At 73.0% G+C, this 18,213-nt stretch carries 18 protein-coding genes; 11 read left to right on the forward strand and 7 right to left on the reverse strand.

Annotation, left to right across the window (positions count from 1 at the left end; all coding sequences use genetic code 11):
- The first annotated feature begins 20 nt into the window (after positions 1 to 20).
- Positions 21 to 749, forward strand: coding sequence for a 2-phosphosulfolactate phosphatase (locus tag ACH4TP_RS11880; protein WP_389230863.1), 729 nt, complete (start codon positions 21 to 23; stop codon positions 747 to 749).
- Positions 746 to 1,147 (forward strand): hypothetical protein, encoded by a 402-nt coding sequence (locus ACH4TP_RS11885; RefSeq protein ID WP_389230866.1) that lies wholly within the window; start codon positions 746 to 748, stop codon positions 1,145 to 1,147. The genes ACH4TP_RS11880 and ACH4TP_RS11885 overlap by 4 nt, the downstream gene beginning before the upstream one ends.
- Before the next feature lie 74 nt (positions 1,148 to 1,221).
- Here ACH4TP_RS11885 and ACH4TP_RS11890 read toward each other — a convergent pair whose 3' ends face one another.
- From ACH4TP_RS11890 to ACH4TP_RS11900, 3 genes are all read right to left on the reverse strand, one after another.
- Complete coding sequence (locus ACH4TP_RS11890) at positions 1,222 to 1,671, reverse strand: DUF2690 domain-containing protein (protein ID WP_389230869.1); 450 nt, start codon at positions 1,669 to 1,671, stop codon at positions 1,222 to 1,224.
- Between the two features lie 212 nt (positions 1,672 to 1,883).
- Complete coding sequence (locus ACH4TP_RS11895; protein ID WP_398437300.1) at positions 1,884 to 4,313, reverse strand: helix-hairpin-helix domain-containing protein; 2,430 nt, start codon at positions 4,311 to 4,313, stop codon at positions 1,884 to 1,886.
- Between the two features lie 107 nt (positions 4,314 to 4,420).
- Entirely contained in the window at positions 4,421 to 5,287 is an 867-nt protein-coding gene (locus tag ACH4TP_RS11900) for a hypothetical protein (protein WP_389230874.1), read from the reverse strand.
- A 111-nt stretch (positions 5,288 to 5,398) separates the two neighbouring features.
- Between ACH4TP_RS11900 and ACH4TP_RS11905 the strand changes: the two genes are divergently transcribed.
- Entirely contained in the window at positions 5,399 to 6,370 is a 972-nt protein-coding gene (locus tag ACH4TP_RS11905; protein WP_398437302.1) for a GlxA family transcriptional regulator, read from the forward strand.
- 161 nt (positions 6,371 to 6,531) lie between these two features.
- Positions 6,532 to 7,158, forward strand: coding sequence for a DJ-1/PfpI family protein (locus ACH4TP_RS11910; RefSeq protein WP_389230880.1), 627 nt, complete (start codon positions 6,532 to 6,534; stop codon positions 7,156 to 7,158).
- Between the two features lie 3 nt (positions 7,159 to 7,161).
- On the opposite strand, the gene ACH4TP_RS11915 is transcribed toward ACH4TP_RS11910, so the two are convergent.
- A complete protein-coding gene (locus ACH4TP_RS11915) occupies positions 7,162 to 7,905 on the reverse strand; it encodes an enoyl-CoA hydratase/isomerase family protein (protein ID WP_398187238.1) in 744 nt (247 codons plus the stop codon).
- A gap of 66 nt (positions 7,906 to 7,971) precedes the next feature.
- Between ACH4TP_RS11915 and ACH4TP_RS11920 the strand changes: the two genes are divergently transcribed.
- Positions 7,972 to 8,637: an HdeD family acid-resistance protein gene (locus ACH4TP_RS11920; protein ID WP_389230886.1), complete on the forward strand. Its 666-nt coding sequence runs from the start codon at positions 7,972 to 7,974 to the stop codon at positions 8,635 to 8,637.
- Between the two features lie 94 nt (positions 8,638 to 8,731).
- Positions 8,732 to 9,220 (forward strand): ATP-binding protein, encoded by a 489-nt coding sequence (locus tag ACH4TP_RS11925; protein WP_398437304.1) that lies wholly within the window; start codon positions 8,732 to 8,734, stop codon positions 9,218 to 9,220.
- Between the two features lie 117 nt (positions 9,221 to 9,337).
- Here ACH4TP_RS11925 and idi read toward each other — a convergent pair whose 3' ends face one another.
- From idi to ACH4TP_RS11940, 3 genes are all read right to left on the reverse strand, one after another.
- Positions 9,338 to 9,958 carry an isopentenyl-diphosphate Delta-isomerase gene (idi, locus tag ACH4TP_RS11930; protein WP_389230889.1) on the reverse strand — a complete coding sequence of 207 codons (621 nt, stop codon included), beginning with the start codon at positions 9,956 to 9,958 and terminating at the stop codon, positions 9,338 to 9,340.
- Between the two features lie 153 nt (positions 9,959 to 10,111).
- A complete protein-coding gene (locus ACH4TP_RS11935; protein WP_398187244.1) occupies positions 10,112 to 11,371 on the reverse strand; it encodes a GNAT family N-acetyltransferase in 1,260 nt (419 codons plus the stop codon).
- A gap of 201 nt (positions 11,372 to 11,572) precedes the next feature.
- Entirely contained in the window at positions 11,573 to 12,514 is a 942-nt protein-coding gene (locus tag ACH4TP_RS11940) for a cation diffusion facilitator family transporter (protein ID WP_389230895.1), read from the reverse strand.
- Between the two features lie 399 nt (positions 12,515 to 12,913).
- On the opposite strand from ACH4TP_RS11940, the gene ACH4TP_RS11945 reads away from it, so the two are divergent.
- From ACH4TP_RS11945 to ACH4TP_RS11965, 5 genes are read left to right on the forward strand one after another with little or no spacing between them, the layout of a single operon-like run.
- A complete protein-coding gene (locus ACH4TP_RS11945) occupies positions 12,914 to 14,725 on the forward strand; it encodes a DUF5941 domain-containing protein (RefSeq protein WP_398437840.1) in 1,812 nt (603 codons plus the stop codon).
- The gene (locus ACH4TP_RS11950) at positions 14,722 to 15,474 is read left to right on the forward strand and encodes a sugar phosphate nucleotidyltransferase (RefSeq protein ID WP_389230898.1); all 753 of its coding nucleotides are present in this window, start codon (positions 14,722 to 14,724) and stop codon (positions 15,472 to 15,474) included. Before ACH4TP_RS11945 ends, ACH4TP_RS11950 begins: the two co-directional genes overlap by 4 nt.
- Positions 15,462 to 16,523, forward strand: coding sequence for an iron-containing alcohol dehydrogenase family protein (locus ACH4TP_RS11955; RefSeq protein ID WP_389230901.1), 1,062 nt, complete (start codon positions 15,462 to 15,464; stop codon positions 16,521 to 16,523). Before ACH4TP_RS11950 ends, ACH4TP_RS11955 begins: the two co-directional genes overlap by 13 nt.
- Positions 16,501 to 17,313 (forward strand): CDP-alcohol phosphatidyltransferase family protein, encoded by an 813-nt coding sequence (locus ACH4TP_RS11960; protein ID WP_389230903.1) that lies wholly within the window; start codon positions 16,501 to 16,503, stop codon positions 17,311 to 17,313. The genes ACH4TP_RS11955 and ACH4TP_RS11960 overlap by 23 nt, the downstream gene beginning before the upstream one ends.
- Before the next feature lie 47 nt (positions 17,314 to 17,360).
- Positions 17,361 to 18,206 (forward strand): glycosyltransferase family 2 protein, encoded by an 846-nt coding sequence (locus tag ACH4TP_RS11965; protein WP_389231299.1) that lies wholly within the window; start codon positions 17,361 to 17,363, stop codon positions 18,204 to 18,206.
- The last annotated feature ends 7 nt before the right edge of the window (positions 18,207 to 18,213 follow it).

Consider the following 18,213-nt stretch of genomic DNA (forward strand, 5'->3'; position numbering starts at 1 on the left):
GCCTTCGGAGCGGGCCCGCGATGACCGTGTCCTTCGGCTGGGGGCCCGTCGGGGCGCGGGCCCTCGCCCCGGCGGCCGCCTGCGTGGTCGTCGTCGACGTGCTGTCCTTCACCACGGCCGTCGGCGTCGCCGTCGAGGGCGGCACCGCCGTCCTCCCGTACCGCTGGAGGGACGCCACGGCCGCCGCGTACGCGCGGGAGAAGGACGCCGTGCTCGCCGTCGGCCGGCGCGAGGCCACCGGGACGCACCCGTGGTCGCTCTCCCCGGCCGCCCTGCGCACCGCCCCGAGGCCGCCGCGTCTGGTCCTGCCGTCCCCGAACGGCTCCACCATCGCCGCGGAGGCCGCCGAGCGCGGCACGGCGGTCGTCGCGGCCTCCCTGCGCAACCACTCGGCCGTGGCCCGCCGGCTCGTCGACGAGGGGTACGGGACGGCGGACCGCCCGCTCGCCGTCATCGCCTCCGGCGAGCGGTGGCCCGACGGCTCGCTGCGCCCGGCGCTCGAAGACCTGCTGGGCGCCGGAGCCGTGCTCTCCGCCCTGCGGGGCACGCACCCCCTGACCCCGGAGGCGACCGCGGCGGCCACGCTGTGGGACGCGACCGAGGACCCGGTCGCCGCCTTGCACGGCTGCGACTCGGGCCGTGAACTGTACGAGTACGGCTTTCCGCAGGACGTGGCCGTGGCCGCCGAGCTCGACCGCTCGACCGCCGTTCCGGTCCTCGTGGACGGCGCATTCCAGGAGGCACCATGACCGACCTACTGACCCGGCTGACCGAGATGCTGGACGATCTGGACGCCGACGTGGACGAGACGATCGACCTCGCCGACGAGATCGCGGCCTCGGGCGACGCCGGTCTCCTGCCGCGCCTCCAGGAGGAGCTGGACCGCGCCCTCGGCGAGCGGAACGCCTACGCCCGGGAGCTCCTCGGCGGCGTCCTCGCCGCCCTCGGCGGCCCGGAGGTCCTCCCGACGCTGATCCGCGCCTCGGCCGTCGACCTCGGGGACGACCAGGACGGGCTGGCCACCGAGATCGTCGAGCTGGTCCAGGCGGACCCGAAGACGGCCCGCCGCCTCCTCCAGCCGATGACGGAGGACGGGGACCTCGCCGTCGCCAACCGCGCCGACTGGGCGCTGCGCTTCCTGCCGTAACGGGGACCGAATGCGAAGAGGCCACGGCCCCGTGGGGGCCGTGGCCTCTTCGCACGGACGCGGGGGTCTGCGGTCTACCAGAAGGTGCTGCAGTTGACCTTGCCCGTGCCGGTGTCCTTGAGGCACACGCGGTAGTAGTAGCTGCTGCCGCCGAGCATGTTGGACCAGTCGGAACCCGGGTCGGGGATCTTCACGGAGAGGCTGCGCTGGAAGTCGGTGCCGGCGCCCAGCCACTTCTCGACGTAGCCGTAGTGGTCCCACCAGTTGTCGGGGCCGTACGGGTCGGTGACGCGGACCCAGCCGGCCTGACAGGTGGCCGACCAGCGCAGCTCGGCCTTGTCGATGCCGTCGGAGACGGACACCTTGGTGACGGCGTCCTTGTCGCAGGCCTGGGAGACGGGGCCGAGGTTGTCGCAGCCGGAGCCGGAGCAGCCGGCGGCGTACGAGGTGCCCGCGAGCGGGACCAGGGCCATGGTCATCGCGGCGGCGGACACGCCCGCCACCTTCGCGATCATGCGCTTCATCTTGTCGTCTCTACCTCTGGGAGCAGGAGCATGTGCGACCTTCCGCGGAGGCCGGAGATGATCTTGGTGCCTTGTCCTGCGCGCGTCAATGGAAAAAACGGACGATCCGATTCAGCATCCGGTGAACGCGCGTCGTCCCCGCACGCGCCCGGTCGGGGTGTACGGGGACGACTCCGGCAGTCCGGTCGGAAACCGCCTCCGACCTGCGGGTTCTATCGGCGCTTGGCGCCGCCCTCGCCGAGCAGGCCGGCCTTGCGGAGGGCGTCCGCCATCGCGCTGTTCGCGGGCGCGGGCGCCGCCGAGCGGTCCCGGCCGCCCCGGTCGTTCCGGTTGCCGCCCCGGTCCCCGCGCTCGTTCCGCCTGTCGCCCTCGGAGCGGCGGCCGCCGCCCTGGCGCTGCTGCGGCGGCCGACCGGAGCGCTCGCCCCGGTCGCCCCGGTCGCGCTTGGGCGCACCGCCCTGGCCGTCCGCGCCCGGCTCGTCGTCGAGCCGCAGCGTCAGCGAGATGCGCTTGCGCGGGACGTCCACGTCCAGGACCTTCACCTTGACCACGTCGCCGGGCTTCACGACGTCGCGCGGGTCCTTGACGAAGGTCTTCGACATCGCCGACACGTGGACCAGGCCGTCCTGGTGCACGCCGACGTCCACGAACGCGCCGAACGCGGCCACGTTGGTGACGACGCCCTCCAGGACCATCCCGGACGCCAGGTCGCCGATCTTCTCGACGCCCTCCTTGAAGGTGGCCGTGCGGAACGCCGGACGCGGGTCGCGGCCCGGCTTCTCCAGCTCGCGCAGGATGTCCGTCACCGTCGGCAGACCGAAGGTCTCGTCGACGAAGTCGTCCGCCCGCAGCGAGCGCAGCGTGCCCGTGTCGCCGATCAGCGCCGCGACCTCGCCGCCCGTCGCCTTCACCATGCGGCGGACCACCGGGTACGCCTCCGGGTGCACCGAGGAGGCGTCGAGCGGGTCGTCGCCGCCCCGGATGCGCAGGAAGCCCGCGCACTGCTCGTACGCCTTCGGGCCGAGCCTGGCCACGTCCTTGAGCGCCTTGCGGGAGCGGAAGGGGCCGTTGGCGTCCCGGTGCGCGACGATGTTCTCGGCGAGGCCCGAGCTGATGCCCGAGACCCGCGAAAGCAGCGGCGCGGAAGCGGTGTTGACGTCCACGCCGACGCCGTTCACACAGTCCTCGACCACCGCGTCGAGCGAGCGCGAGAGCTTCACCTCGGCCAGGTCGTGCTGGTACTGGCCGACGCCGATGGACTTCGGGTCGATCTTCACCAGCTCGGCCAGCGGGTCCTGGAGCCGCCGCGCGATGGAGACGGCGCCGCGCAACGACACGTCCAGGTCCGGGAGTTCCTGCGAGGCGAAGGCGGAGGCCGAGTAGACCGAGGCGCCGGCCTCCGAGACCATCACCTTCGTCAGCTTCAACTCGGGGTGCTTGGCGAGGAGTTCGCCCGCCAGCTTGTCGGTCTCGCGGGAGGCCGTGCCGTTGCCGATCGCGACCAGCTCGACCGCGTGCTCCTTCGCGAGCCGCGCCAGCTTCTCGAGGGCCTGGTCCCACTTGTTGGCGGGGACGTGCGGGTAGATCGTGTCGGTCGCGACGACCTTGCCGGTCGCGTCGACGACGGCGACCTTCACGCCCGTACGGAAACCGGGGTCGAGCCCGAGCGTCGCCCGGGTGCCGGCCGGCGCGGCGAGCAGCAGGTCCCGCAGGTTCGCCGCGAAGACCCGGACCGCCTCGTCCTCGGCGGCCGTCCGCAGCCGCAGCCGCAGGTCGATCCCCAGGTGCACCTGGATGCGGGTCCGCCAGGCCCAGCGGACCGTGTCCTGGAGCCACTTGTCCCCGGGACGGCCCCGGTCGGCGACGCCGAAGCGGCCCGCGACGATCCCCTCGTACGAGGAAGGACCCTCGGTGGGCTCCTCCGGCTCGAGCTCCAGGCTGAGGACGTCCTCCTTCTCGCCGCGCAGCATGGCCAGCACCCGGTGCGAGGGCAGTGCCGTGAAGGGCTCGGCGAAGTCGAAGTAGTCGGCGAACTTCGCTCCCGCCTCCTCCTGCCCCTCGCGGACCTTCGCCACGAGCCGTCCGCGGCCCCACATGCGCTCGCGCAGCTCGCCGATGAGGTCGGCGTCCTCGGAGAACTTCTCGGCGAGGATCGCCCGCGCGCCCTCCAGGGCCGCGGCGGCGTCCGCGACGCCCTTGTCCCCGTCCACGAAGGCCGCGGCGGCGGCCGCCGGCTCGACCGAGGGATCGGCGAGCAGCCCCTCCGCCAGCGGTTCCAGACCGGCCTCGCGGGCGATCTGGGCCTTCGTCCGGCGCTTCGGCTTGAAGGGCAGGTAGATGTCCTCCAGGCGCGCCTTGGTGTCGGCGGCCCGGATGCTCGCCTCCAGCTCCGCCGTCAGCTTGCCCTGCTCGCGCACCGAGTCGAGGATCGCCGACCGGCGGTCCTCCAGCTCGCGCAGATACCGCAGCCGCTCCTCCAGGGTGCGCAGCTGCGCGTCGTCGAGCATCTCGGTCGCTTCCTTGCGGTAGCGCGCGATGAACGGCACGGTCGAACCGCCGTCGAGGAGCTCGACGGCTGCCCTCACCTGTCGCTCGCGTACGCCGAGCTCCTCGGCGATCCTTGCTTCGATGGACGTCGTCACGGTGTCCCGACTCGCCTTCTCGTGCCTCAAGCTTGCGAGTGCATTCTGCCGGGTCGCTCACCCGTACGCGGCAACCGACCCGTCCCGCGCGCGTCCCCGGGGCCGGATCAGCCCTTGCCGACCAGGTCCGCCGGGAAGGCGCCCGCACCGGCCGCCGCGAACAGGAAGCCGCGCCCCAGCTCGGTGAGGCGCTCGACCCCGGCCGCGCCGAGGTGCTCGTACGGGGCGGAGTCCAGCCGGTCGGTCCGCTCCTCCAGTTCGGTGCGCAGGGCCGTGCCCGACTCCGTCAGCTCGCCGTCCGCGTCGAGGAGCCCGCGCTCGCGCAGCCGCTCCGCCGCCGCGTCCCAGTCGGCCCGCCGCCAGCCGCGCGTGCCGAGGATCCAGCGCGGCGCCATGCCCTTGCCGGTGGCGGTGTGCGAGACGAGGGCCTCGACGGGGTCGAGCCCGGCGGAGAGCAGCGCCGCGAGGTGCCCGTCGCCCCGGTGCTCGCGCAGCAGCGTGGCGGCGTACCAGTAGGCGAGGTGGGGCTGCTCGGGCACCGGGAGGTCGGCATGGGCCGAGTAGAGCGGCCGGGCGTGCCGGGTGCAGGCCTCGGTGGCGCGCAGGGCGAGCTCCGCCGCCTCGGCCATCTCCGGGGAGGAGACGGCCTCGTCGCCGAGCAGCCGGCGCAGGGTCGCGTCGGCGGTCCGCAGGCGCGCGTCCAGGACCTCGGCGGGGGAGGCGGTCTCCCAGACGGCCGGGAGGTGCCGGGCGAGGAACTCGTGGTTGTAGTTGTAGAAGGTCGCGGCGACCGTGCCCGCGCCCACCGCGCCAAGGGCGGCGCTGCGCGCGGCGAGCCGCATCGCGCTCTGGTCGGTGAAGCCGAGGGCGGCGAACTCGCGGTCCAGATCGGGCGAGAAGTACAGCGTGGAGTGCAGCGGGTTGAGGGCGTTGTGACAGTGGCGTCCCGCGCGCGGGGGGAGAGAAGTCGTCATGGACCCGAAGATTACCGACTGGTCGGTACGACGGGAACGGCGGGAACACATGGCAGGAAAGGTGGGTTCCCCGTCGTTGCGGACACCGCCGGGTCCGCGAAGGATGGAGCCATGACGCAACGACCCGTCCTCGTCGTCCTCTTCGACGACGTGCAGAGCCTCGACGTCACCGGCCCCGTCGAGGTGTTCGCCGGTGCCGCCCGCGCCGCCGGGGACCCGTCCGCGTACCCGATCCGCACCGCCTCACTGGACGGCGGACCGGTCCGTACGCGCAGCGGACTGCGCCTCCTCCCGGACGCCTCCCTGGACGCGGCGGTCGCCGACGGGCCGCCGCACACCCTCGTCGTCCCCGGCGGCGAAGGCACCCGCGCCCCCGAGCCGGCCCTGGTCGACTGGCTGCGCGAGCACGCCCCGCGGGCCGAGCGGCTGGTCTCCGTCTGCACCGGGGCCCTGCTCCTCGCCGAGGCCGGGCTCCTCGACGGACACCGGGCCACCACCCACTGGATCGCCTGCGAGCACCTCGCGCGCCGCTACCCCCGGGTCGAGGTCGACCCGGACCCCATCTTCGTGCGGGACGGGCGGCTCTCCACCTCCGCCGGGGTCACCGCCGGCATCGACCTGGCCCTCGCCCTCGTCGAGGAGGACCTCGGCCGGGACGTCGCCCTCGCCGTCGCCCGCCGCCTGGTCGTCTTCCTGCGCCGCCCCGGCAACCAGGCCCAGTTCAGCGCCCAGCTGTCCGCCCAGACCGCCCGCCGGGAGCCGCTGCGGGACCTCCAGCAATGGATCAGCGAACACCCCGACGGGGACCTCTCCGTCGACGCGCTGGCCGCCCGCGCCCGGCTCTCGCCCCGCCACTTCGCCCGCGCCTTCCACGCGGAGACCGGCGTCCCGCCCGGCCGCTACGCCGACCGGATCCGCCTCGAACACGCCCGCCGCCTCCTGGAGGAGACCTCGGGCGGCGTCGAGGAGATCGCCCGCGCCTCGGGGTACGGCACCCCAGAGACGATGCGCCGCGCCTTCCTGAAGGCCCTGGGCACCGCCCCGACGGAGTACCGCCGCCGCTTCCACGCTGTGCGCGCCTGACCCGTCAGCCTCCGCCGTCGTCGGCTTCCGCCGTCGTCATCCAACCCGTGGTCGACCGAGCGCCGTCCGGAAGGGATCCCTCTGTGTGCCGACCCTTCGCCGATGGACCTGTGGTCGACCTGCCGCGCCACCAGCGACCCCGCCCCTCGAAAGGAACCCGCATGCAGATCGCCGTCCTGCTCTACGACCGCTTCACCACCCTCGACGCCGTCGGCCCGTACGAGCTGCTCGGCCGGCTCCCCGGGGCCGAGACCGTGTTCGTGGCCAAGGAGGCCGGACCCGTCCGCAACGACCAGGGGAGCCTGGCGCTGGTCGCCGACCGGAGCCTCGCCGAGGTTCCGAGCCCGGACATCGTCCTGGTCCCCGGCGGGCCCGACGCGCGGGTGGCCATGGACGACCCGGAGATCCTCGACTGGCTCCGCACTGCCGACGCCACCAGCACCTGGACCACCTCCGTCTGCACCGGCGCGCTGGTCCTCGCCGCGGCGGGCCTGCTGAAGGACCGGCGGGCGACCACCCACTGGCTCGCCTTCGACGAACTGCGGGCCCTCGGCGTCGAACCCACCGGCGAGCGGGTCGTCTTCGACGGCAAGTACGTGACGGCCGCCGGCGTCTCCTCCGGCATCGACATGGCGCTGCACCTGCTCGGCCGGATCGCCGGTGACGAGACCGCCCAGACGATCCAGCTGCTCACCGAGTACGACCCGCAGCCGCCGTACGACGCGGGCTCGCCGGAGAAGGCCCCGGCCGCGATCGTGGCGCAGTGGCGCGGCCAGAAGGTCGGCTGAGCCTCAGAGCCCGTACGTGAAGCGGGGTGCGCGGCGCTCCAGGAAGGCGGCGACGCCCTCGGCGGTGTCGCCGCTGCCGCGCGCCTGCTCCGCCCAGTGGGCGTCCCGGTCCAGACGTCCGTCGGCGAACTCCTTGGCCGCCGCCTGGGTGAGCAGCGAGCGGGAGGCGAGCAGCCGGGAGAACTCGGCGACCCGCTTGTCCAGCGCGCCCGCCGGGTGCAGCTCGTCCACGAACCCGGTCCGCAGCGCCCGCTCCGCCTCCATCAACTCGCCCGAGAACAGCAGGTACTTGGCGGTCGAGGGCCCGACCAGGGCGGTGAGCCTGCGGGTCGAGGAGGACGGGTAGACGATGCCGAGCTTCGAGGGCGTGATCCCGAACCGGGCGCCCTCCTCGGCGAAGCGCAGGTCGCAGGCGGCGGCGAGCTGGCTGCCGCCACCGACGCAGAAGCCCCGGACTGCGGCGAGGGTCGGCTTGGGGAAGGCCGCGAGGGCCTCCTCGGCCCGCACCGCGAGGGCCTGCTGCTCGTCCCCGGGCTCCCGCAGCGTCGAGATGTCCGCCCCGGCGCAGAAGGTGTCGCCCTCGCCGGTGAGCACCAGGACCCGGACGGCCGAGTCGGCGGCGAGCCGCTCCAGGACGCCGGGCAGGGCGCGCCACATCCCGGCGCTCATGGCGTTGCGCTTGGCGGGGTTGGCGATGACGACGGTGGCGATCCCGTCCGTGACGCTGTCCTTCAGCTGCGGCTCCATGGGGCGGATGCTATCGGCCGGGCCCGAACGTACGATCAGGAAGGGGCCGCTCCGAGGAGGCAGCGCATGGCCGAGGACGCCCGCGGGACGCAGAGCGGCCCGGACCCGGTCCGGGAGATGAGGCGCGAGGGGAAGAAGCTCAGCCGCAGCTTCAGCCGGCTGGCCGTCCTGGGCGTCCTGCTCGTGGTCGGCGGTGTCGTCGGCCTGATCTACACCGCCGCCGCCACGCTCACGTCCATGCTGCTCTTCGGCTGGCTGCTGCTGATCGGCGGTGTCGTGGGGCTGCTCCAGGCCGTCCAGTCCCGGGGCACCAGCTACTTCTGGCTCGCCGCGGTGGTGGCCGCCCTGAACATCGCGGCCGGTGTCGTGGTCATCCGCCATCCGGAGGGCTCGGCGGAGGCGCTGACGATGTTCGCCGCGCTGCTGTTCCTGACCGGTGGGCTCTTCCGGCTGGTCGGCAGCGTGGTGGTGCGCGGGCCGCAGTTCGGCTGGACGCTGCTCCAGGGCGCCTTCGGTCTGCTGCTCGGCCTGCTCGTCCTGTTCGACTGGCCGCACAGCAGCCTGTACGTCCTCGGCGTCTTCTTCTCGCTCGCGCTGCTCTTCGACGGGCTCGGGCTGATCGCGATCGGGGTGGGCGGCAGACGGATCGTCAGTATGGTGACTCCGTCGGCGCCGACGGAGGACCCGCTTCCGGAATCCTCAGAAAGCGCACAGGAACAGTCGAACAACTGACGTTGGCATACTCAGCCGATCAGAAGGCGGCCGATAAGTGTCGACTTCTGGTCAGTAGGCCGGTCTGCCCGCGCGCATTGCCAAGACTCGATCCGTGGCGAGAATCGAGCACGAGGGTGGGAACGGGACCGTGGGGACCCACGGAGGCGTCCCCGCCCGGCAACCGTCCTACGAAGGAGTCTGGCGCTTCACCGCTGCGGCGGTCGACGTCTCCGTCCCGCAGGCCCGGCACGCCGTACGCGACCTGCTGGTCCGCCAGGGCGTCCCCGTCCATGAGGAGATCATGGACGGCCTGCTGTTGATCGTCTCCGAGCTGGTGACCAACGCCGTGCGGCACGCGGCCCTGCTCTCCCCGGAGATAGCGGTGGAGGTCGCGATCGGCCCCGAGTGGATCAGGGTGTCCGTCGAGGACAACCACCCGTACCGCCCCAAGGCCCTGGAGGCGGACTGGGGGCAGACCGGAGGCCGGGGACTCCTCCTGGTCCGCGAGATCGCCCAGGAGGCCGGCGGCACCTGCGACGTCGAGCACACCGCGAGCGGCGGGAAGATCATCTGGGCGGCGCTGCCCCTGGGGCCCGCCTGACCCTCCCGCCCGGCCCTCCCGCCAGGTGCGAAACAGAGGGGTCGGCGCGGAGGGGCGGACGGGCGCCCCGGCCCCGATGGCACCGGGGCCGGGGAGGCGCGCCCGTGACGCCGGAGGTCACCAGCCCCCGGACGGGCCCGTCAGCTCCCTGATCGCCGGACGCGCCGCGTCCAGGACCGTCATGAACCAGGCGGAGAAGGGCACGGCCTCGTGCCGCTCGATCAGCTCGTCGGCGGTCACGAACTCGGTGGACTCGATCTCCTCCGGGTCCGGCCGCGGGTCGGCCTGCACCAGGCCGACGAAGAGGTGGTTGAACTCCTGCTCCACCAGGCCCGAGGCCGGGTCCGGGTGGTTGTAGCGGACGGTGCCGGCCTCCGCGAGCAGCGTCGGCGAGACGCCCAGCTCCTCGAAGGTGCGCCGGGCCGCCGCGGCGAACGGCGCCTCGCCCGGGTAGGGGTGGCCGCAGCAGGTGTTCGACCAGACGCCGGGGGAGTGGTACTTGCCGAGCGCCCGCCGCTGGAGCAGCAGCCGGCCCGACTCGTCGAAGAGGAAGACGGAGAAGGCGCGGTGGAGCTGCCCCGGCGCCTGGTGCGCGGCGAGCTTCTCCGCGGTGCCGATGGTCCTCCCCTCCTCGTCGACCAGTTCGAGCATGATCGGCGCCGGGACTCCGGACGGCTGGACGCCGTTCGACGCGATCTCCGGCGAGATCTGAGCCGCGGTGGCTGGTGTGATCGGCATACCCATCCTTCGCATCGGTCCTCGGCCCGGTGGGGCCACCACAGTCTGCCGTACAAAACCGGCTTGTCCGTACTTCGGCGGCCGGACGTGGCCGCTCCCACCGCACCGGAGTACGCCCCGGCGCGGTGGGAGCGGCGGACCGTCAATCGGGCACTACACCCCGAAAGGTGCCGGATAGACGAGCGTGCCCGCGGGTACGGGTGCGGAACCGTCCAGGACGAGCGCCATCATCGCTTCGTCCGGCACCTCGAAACCTGGCTTGATTCCGTACTCGGACGCCCGTACGAACCCGAACCGCGGGTAGTACCCCGGATGGCCCAGGACGAGCACGAGCGGCTCACCGCGCAGCCTGGCCGCGTCGAGCACCGCCCGGACGACGGCCTGCCCGGCCCCCGTCCGCTGGTGCGCCGGAGCCACCGAGACCGGGGCGAGCGCGGCCGCGGGGGCGCCGCCCACCCGGCAGCGGGTGATCAGGGCGTGCGCCGCGACCGTGCCGTCCGGGGCCTCTGCCACGTACGACAGGCCCGGCAGCCAGGCGTCGTCGGCCCGGAGCGCCTCGACGAGGTCGGCCTCCGTCTCCGAGGGGGCGGCCTCCGACCCGAAGGCCGTCGACACCACCCGCCGGATCTCCGCGACGTCCGCGTCCGTCTCCGGGCGGGTGCGCCAGCGCGGGTCGGCGGGCCGCAGGACGAAGCCCGCGTACCCGTACTCGGAGCCGTGCTCGCGCCGCAGCGCGATCTCGGCGCGCGCCCCCGCCACCGCCTCGGCCATGCCGGGGACGGCGGTGTCGGCCGCGTCGGCATGCGCGGCGAGCGGGACGTAGTACTCGTCCCAGTCGCCCTCGGGCTGCGGGACGGTCCCCAGGACGTGGTAGCCGGCCCCGATCGCCGCCGCCGCGTTCCCGGCGACCGTACGCAGGGTGTAGTGGTCCTCCCAGAAGGCGCGGGCCACCGGGCCCGGCTCCCCGGTGGTCCAGACGCACTCGGTGAGCACCAGGGTGCCTCCGGGCGCGAGGAGCCTGCGCCACTCGGCGAGGGCCCGGTCGAAGCCGAGGACGAAGACCGAGCTCTCGGCCCAGACCAGGTCGAAGGAGCCGTCGGGGAACGGCAGCGCGCCCATGTCGGCGTTCAGGGTGCGGACTGAACCGTCGAGCCCGCGGGCGGCGGCGGTCTGCCGCAGTTCCGCGAGGAACGGTTCGTGGGTGTCGACGGCGGTCACCTCGGCGTTCGCCTCGGCGGCCAGGAGCAGCGCGGAGCGGCCGGGGCCGCAGCCCAGGTCGAGCACGCGCGGACGCTCGGGAAGCGGCCCCGCGAGCGCGAGGAGCCGACGGGTGGTGGTGTCGGAGCCCGGACCCTGGCGCGGAAGGCCGTGGTGCAGGGCGAAGAAGGAGTCGTGCAGAGCGTTGTCGGACAACGTGGAAACCCTTTGGGTGAAAAAGGGCCCCGGCCGACGACGTGACGTACCGGTGGGAAGAACCGGGATCAGGTCAGCCGGAGACCCGGAGGCTGAGGGACGACCGGGCGCTGCCGCACGGGGCAGCCTCCATCGCGACGGTCATCAACCTCAGCTCCTCTCCACACGCGTTCGTACGAAGAGACTAACAGGCGCCCGGGTTCACAGGCAGAGCTTCGCCTCGTGCTCCGCGTGCCCGACCGGCTCCAGCTGGAAGGTGCAGTGCTCCACGTCGAAGTGGGAGCCCAGGCAGCCCTGGAGGTCGTGCAGCATCTTCTCGTGCCCGACCGAGTCCAGCGCCTCCTGGTCGACGACCACGTGCGCGGAGAGCACCGGCATGCCCGAGGTGATCGTCCAGGCATGCAGGTCGTGCACGCCCTCGACGCCCGGCAGGGCCAGGATGTGCGCCCGTACGTCCGCCATGTCGACGCCCTTGGGGGCCGCCTCCAGGAGCACGTCCAGGGTCTCCCGCAGCAGCTTGACCGTCCGCGGCACGATCATCAGGCCGATCACGATCGAGGCGATGGGGTCGGCGTACTGCCAGCCCGTGGCCAGGATGATCCCGGACGCGACGATCACGGTGACCGAACCCAGCGCGTCCGCGAGCACCTCCAGATACGCCCCGCGGACATTGAGGCTCTCCTTCTGGCCCCGCACGAGCAGCGACAGCGAGACCACGTTGGCCACCAGGCCGATCACCGCGAACGCGATCGCCAGCCCGCCCTTGGTCTCGGCCGGCTCGATGAACCGCTGGATCGCCTCGTACAGCACGTAACCGCCGACGACGAGCAGCAGCAGGCAGTTGGCGAGAGCCGCCAGGATCTCGGCCCGGGCGTACCCGAACGTGCGGTTCTCCGTGGGCGGCCGGTTCGCGAAGTGGATCGCGAGGAGCGCCATCGCGAGGCCGACGGCGTCGGTCGCCATGTGGGCCGCGTCCGCGATCAGCGCGAGCGAGTCGGCGACCAGACCGCCGATGATCTCGATCACCATCACGGAGAGCGTGATGCCGAGCGCGATCCGCAGCCGGTTCCTGTACGCCGCCGCCGCGGTGCCCGTCGGCGGCGGGCCGCCGTGGCTGTGCCCGTGGTCGTGTCCAGCCCCCATGACAAGGCCTCCCGGTCGTGTCGTCCGTGTTTCTCGGCGGTCCCAGATTCGCAAGTGAACTACGGGTGGGGGGTATGCGCAACACGGTACTGAACACCGTTGTCATATGCTCTGACCTGCGGCGACGCCGGAACGGGCAGGGGGTGCCAGTGGCCTCCCGGGTCGAGGTTTGTGGGGCGGGCCGCCGATCGCCCATGATGATCTCCGCGGGACGCTTCGCACCCGGACGGACACGCACCGTCCCGGGGGAGGCCTGCGGGCGAAGCCTCGGTGAACTCACGTTCCGTTCATCCGATAGCCTCAGCCGACGTGTCGCCGCCCGGTGCCGGGCCACACCGCCGCGCCCGGGGCCGCCATGGCCCCGCCGGCCCCTCCGTCAGCTCCAAGGAGTGAGTTCGTCTGTCGACCGCCATCCTCACCGGCCCGCCGGCACCCGGATCCTCGCTCGACGGTGATCTGCGGTCGCTCGGCTTCGACGTCCGGATCGCCTCCGGCGCCGAGGAGGCCGGAGCCCTCCTCGCCGCCGTCCCGGCGGGCGAGCGCGTCGCGCTCGTCGACCCCCGGTTCGTCGGCCACCTGCACGCGCTGCGCCTCGCCCTGACCGACCCCCGCTTCCCCGCGGCCGCCGCCCCCGGCGCGCTCACCGCGCAGCGCGAGGCCCGCCCCGCGCTCGCCCGCGCCCTGGCCGCGGTCTCCGCGACCCCCGGGGCCGCCGGCACCGGCACGCTCACCGACGGCCTGGCGGACGCGCTCGCCGACGCCCTCGACGCCGACGGCGTCGCCGTCCACCGGCCCCAGCTCGGCACCCTCGTCGCCACCGTGCCCACCGACGCCGAGGCCCGCCACGCGGCCCGCGCCGCCGTCGACGCCGTCGACGACGAGGCCGTCCGCCTGCGCTCGGCCGTCAAGGCGCACGACGGCTTCTTCACCACCTTCTTCATCAGCCCGTACTCGCGCTACATCGCCCGCTGGTGCGCGCGCCGCGGCCTCACCCCCAACCAGGTCACCACCGCCTCGCTGCTCACCGCGCTGATCGCGGCCGGCTGCGCGGCGACCGGCGAGCGCGGCGGCTACATCGCCGCCGGCGTCCTCCTCCTGGTCTCCTTCGTCCTCGACTGCACCGACGGGCAGCTCGCCCGCTACGCGCTCAAGTACTCGACGATGGGCGCCTGGCTCGACGCCACCTTCGACCGGGCCAAGGAGTACGCCTTCTACGCGGGCCTCGCCCTCGGCGCCGCCCGCGACGGCGACGACGTCTGGGCCCTCGCGCTCGGCGCGATGGTCCTCATGACCTGCCGGCACGTCGTGGACTTCTCGTTCAACGAGGCCAACCACGACGCCACGGCCAACACCAGCCCGACCGCCGCCCTCTCCAGCAGGCTGGACAGCGTCGGCTGGACGGTCTGGGCCCGCCGCATGATCATCCTGCCGATCGGCGAGCGCTGGGCGATGATCGCCGTCCTCACCGCCGCCACCAGCCCCCGGATCGTCTTCTGGGCCCTGATCGTCGGCTGCGCCTTCGGCGCCTGCTACACCACGGCGGGGCGCGTCCTGCGCTCCCTGACCCGCAAGGCCAAGCGCACGGACCGGGCGGCGCAGGCGCTGGCGGACCTCACGGACTCGGGCCCGATCGCCGGGACCGTCGCGCGGCTCCGGTCCCGTGACGCCCGCCACTATGCGAGCACGCCGCTGCTCGCGGCCCTCGGCGCGGTCGCCCTGCTCGGCTCGGCCCTCGTCCAGGGCGACCCCTGGGCCGCGTCCGGCGGCGCCGTCGCCTACGCGCTCCTGTCCGGACTCGCCGTCTCCCAGCCCCTCAAGGGCCCCCTCGACTGGCTGCTCCCCCCGCTCTTCCGCGCCGCCGAGTACGGCACGGTCCTGATCCTCGCGGCGAAGTCGGACGCGCCCCAGGCGCTCCCCGCCGCATTCGGGCTGGTCGCGGCCGTCGCCTACCATCACTACGACACGGTGTACCGCATTCGCGGCGGCACCGGCGCGCCGCCCGCCTGGCTGGTGCGCGTCACCGGCGGACACGAGGGGCGCACGCTCCTGGTGACCGTCCTCGCCGCCCTCCTGGCGGACCGCGGCGACGACTTCACCCTGGCGCTGACCGCGCTCGCGGCAGCCGTCGCCCTCGTGGTGCTCGTGGAGTCCATCCGCTTCTGGGTCTCCGCCGGAGCACCCGCCGTTCACGACGAAGGAGAAACAGCATGATCGGCCTCGTACTGGCAGCCGGTGCCGGACGGCGTCTGCGCCCCTACACCGAGACGCTTCCGAAGGCCCTCGTGCCCGTGTCCGGCGAGGGCACCGAGAACGAGCTGACCATCCTCGACGGCACGCTCAAGAACTTCGCCGAGATCGGCCTCACCGAGGTCGCGATCGTCGTCGGCTACCGCAAGGAGGCCGTCTACGCCCGCAAGGAGGCCCTGGAGGCCAAGTACGGCCTGTCCCTCACCCTCGTCGACAACGACAAGGCCGAGGAGTGGAACAACGCCTACTCCCTGTGGTGCGCCCGCGAGGTCCTCAAGCGCGGTGTGATCCTCGCCAACGGCGACACCGTCCACCCGGTCTCCGTCGAGAAGACCCTGCTCGCCGCCCGCGGCGAGGGCAAGAAGATCATCCTCGCCCTCGACACGGTGAAGCACCTCGCCGACGAGGAGATGAAGGTCGTCACCGCCGAGGGCAAGGGCGTCCAGCGCATCACCAAGCTCATGGACCCGGCCACCGCCACCGGCGAGTACATCGGCGTCTCGCTCATCGAGGCCGAGGCCGCCGAGGAGCTCGCCGACGCCCTCAAGGCGACCTTCGAGCGCGACCCCGACCTCTACTACGAGGACGGCTACCAGGAGCTCGTCAACCGCGGCTTCGTCGTCGACGTCGAGCCCATCGGTGACGTCAAGTGGGTCGAGATCGACAACCACGACGACCTCGCGAAGGGCCGTGAGATCGCGTGCCAGTACTGACCCGGCTGATCCCCTCGCCGGTCGTCGTCGACATCCGCCGGGGAGCGCTGGACGACCTGTCCGCGCTCCTCGCGGACCAGCGGATCTCCAGCAACGGCAAGATCGCCGTCGCCATCAGCGGCGGCTCGGGCCTCAAGCTGCGCGACCACTTCGCCCCCGAGCTGCCGGGTGCCGACTGGTACCCGGTCTCGGGCGGCACCATCGACGAGGCCGTCAAGCTCGCCGACGCCATGCGCGGCAAGCGGTACGACGCCGTGGTCGCCCTCGGCGGCGGCAAGATCATCGACGTGACCAAGTACGCGGCGGCCCGGGTCGGGCTGCCGCTGGTGGCCATCGCCACCAACCTGTCGCACGACGGGATCTGCTCGCCGATCTCCACGCTGGACAACGACAACGGCCGCGGCTCCTACGGCGTGCCCACCCCGATCGCGCTGGTCATCGACCTGGACGTGATCAGGGACGCGCCGGTCCGCTACATCCGCTCCGGCATCGGCGACGCGATCTCCAACCTCTCCGCGATCGAGGACTGGGAGCTCTCCCACCGCGAGACCGGCGAGAAGGTCGACGGCCTGGCCGCCGCCATGGCCCGCAGCGCCGGCGAGGCCGTGCTCCGCCACCCCGGCGGCGTGGGCGACGACGACTTCCTCGTCACGCTCTCCGAGGGCCTGGTGATGTCCGGCATCGCCATGTCCATCAGCGGCGACAGCCGCCCCTCCTCGGGCGCCTGCCACGAGATCAGCCACGCCTTCGACCTGCTCTTCCCGACCCGCGCGGCCAGCCACGGCGAGCAGTGCGGTCTCGGCGCGGCCTTCGCGATGCACCTGCGCGGCGCGCGGGACACCTCCGCGGTGATGGTCGAGACCCTGCGCCGGCACGGGCTGCCCGTCCTGCCGGAGGAGATGGGCTTCACGGTGGACGAGTTCGTCCAGGCGGTGTCCTTCGCCCCGCAGACCCGGCCGGGCCGCTTCACCATCCTCGAACACCTCGACCTGTCCGACGACGAGATCAGGGACGCGTACGCCGACTATGCAAAATCCATCGGTAGCTGAGCCCCGTCCTGCGCGGAAGCCCACGGTGGCCGAACTCCGCCCGGTCGTCCACCCGCCGGGTGTGAAGGACCGGCGGAGCGGCGAGCACTGGGGCGGCCGCCTCTACATGCGGGAGATCTCGCTCAGGATCACCCGTCAGCTCGTCGGCACCAGGGTCACGCCGAACCAGCTGACGTACGTCATGACGCTCGCGGGCGTCCTCGCCGCCCCGGCGCTGCTCGTGCCGGGGATCCCGGGGGCGCTGCTCGGCGCGCTCATGGTCCAGCTCTACCTGCTGCTCGACTGCGTCGACGGCGAGGTGGCCCGCTGGAAGAAGCAGTACTCGCTGGCCGGGGTCTACCTGGACCGGGTCGGCGCCTACCTGTGCGACGCGGCCGTGCTCGTCGGCTTCGGCCTGCGCGCCGCCGACCTGTGGGGCACGGGCCGGATCGACTGGCTCTGGGCCTTCCTGGGCACGCTCGCCGCCCTCGGCGCCATCCTGATCAAGGCCGAGACCGACCTCGTCGGCGTCGCCCGCCACCAGGGCGGTCTGCCGCCGGTCAAGGAGGCGGCCTCCGAGCCGCGCTCCTCCGGCATGGCGCTGGCCCGCCGGGCCGCCGCCGCGCTCAAGTTCCACCGGCTCGTCCTCGGCATCGAGGCCTCGCTGCTCATCGTGGTCCTGGCGATCGCGGACCAGGTCCGGGGGGACCTCTTCTTCTCCCGGCTCGGTGTCGCCGTCCTCGCCGGCATCGCGCTGCTCCAGACCGTGCTGCACCTGGTGTCGATCATGGTCTCCAGCAGGCTGAAGTGAGGCCGGCCGTGAGCACGCCGCTCAGGGTGGGTGCCGTCATCATCACGATGGGCAACCGCCCCGACGACCTGCGCGCGCTGATCGACTCGGTCGCGAAGCAGGAGGGCGACCCGATCGAGGTCGTCGTCGTCGGTCAGGGCACCCCGGTCACCGGGGTGCCCGACTGGGTCCGGACCGTCGACCTGCCCGAGAACCTCGGCATCCCCGGCGGCCGGAACGTCGGCATCGAGGCCTTCGGCCCCGGCGGCACCGACGTCGACGTCCTGCTCTTCCTCGACGACGACGGGCTGCTCGCCCACACGGACACCGCCGAGCTGGTCCGGCAGGCCTTCACCGCCGATCCGCGCCTCGGCATCATCAGCTTCCGGATCGCCGATCCGGAGACCGGGGTCACCCAGCGCCGGCACGTGCCGCGGCTCCGCGCGGCCGACCCGATGCGCTCCTCACGGGTCACCACCTTCCTCGGCGGAGCCAACGCCGTCCGCACCAAGGTCTTCGCCGAAGTCGGCGGTCTGCCGGACGAGTTCTTCTACGCGCACGAGGAGACCGACCTCGCCTGGCGCGCCCTCGACGCCGACTGGATGATCGACTACCGTTCCGACATGGTGCTGTTGCACCCCACCACGGCCCCGTCACGGCACGCCTCGTACCACTTCAACGTGGCCCGCAACCGAGTGTGGCTGGCACGTCGCAATCTGCCCGCACCGCTGGTGCCGGTCTACCTCGGCGTCTGGCTGCTGCTCACCCTGGCCCGGCGGCCCTCGCCCTCCGCGGTGAAGGCGTGGCTCGGCGGATTCCGCGCGGGTTGGACGACCCCCTGCGGACCGCGCCGGCCCATGAGGTGGCGTACGGTGTGGCGGCTGACCCGGCTGGGTCGCCCCCCGGTCGTCTGACATCGTG

Source organism: Streptomyces sp. NPDC021012, from assembly GCF_044333355.1.
GTDB lineage: Bacteria > Actinomycetota > Actinomycetes > Streptomycetales > Streptomycetaceae > Streptomyces.